The 571-nt window shown below is 68.0% G+C and carries 1 pseudogene; it reads right to left on the bottom strand.

The window, feature by feature from the left end:
• Positions 1-4: 4 nt before the first annotated feature.
• A pseudogene (locus tag MKK82_RS04370) lies at positions 5-571 on the bottom strand (helix-turn-helix domain-containing protein); the annotation flags it as partial.

The following is a 571-nucleotide window of genomic DNA, read 5'->3' as shown; positions in this document are numbered from 1 at the left end:
ACCCTCACCGCATGGCTCGGCCTTTTCTACCGCCCGCGAGAATTCTCACGGGTCCGCTTCGGTCGAGGTCGCCCGCTGCCCCTCGGCAGCCATTCTTCGGTTCCGCTGGCCTCGTTTTCCCCAGAACTGGAACTTCAGTAGGCGTGCTGGTTACGCTTTTGACCCCTCCCCTTTGAGAGATGGGCCCGTGATGAACCTCCCTTCGCGAGGGGAGTAGCGTTTCGCGACCCCCTTTCTGCGCCAACCGGATCCAGGCCAGCCACTCCGGGCTGACGATGCGGAGCACGTTCGTGTCGTTGCGGAAGCCGGTTATCTGGCGTTCCTCGACGGTCAGGAGCCCGAGCTGGCGGGCCTCGCGGATCGCGTTCTTCACGGTCGAGCGGCACACGCCGGCCACCGCGGCCATGTTCTCGATCGATAGACGGCAATCCTTCCGGCGCGCAGTCTCGGCTGCCACTAGGGCGAGGACCGCCTGCTCGGCCAGCGTGAACCGGGCCGCGAGCCCCGGCGGGAGCCGTCCAGAGGCGGCCCAGCGGCGGCGGCGCTCCATCGAGGCATCCGTGCGCGGGCG

This window comes from Methylobacterium sp. E-046 (genome assembly GCF_022829625.1).
GTDB classification, from domain to species: domain Bacteria; phylum Pseudomonadota; class Alphaproteobacteria; order Rhizobiales; family Beijerinckiaceae; genus Methylobacterium; species Methylobacterium longum.
The sequence above is the reverse complement of the archived record's forward strand: the minus strand, read 5'-3'. Positions and strand labels throughout refer to the sequence as shown.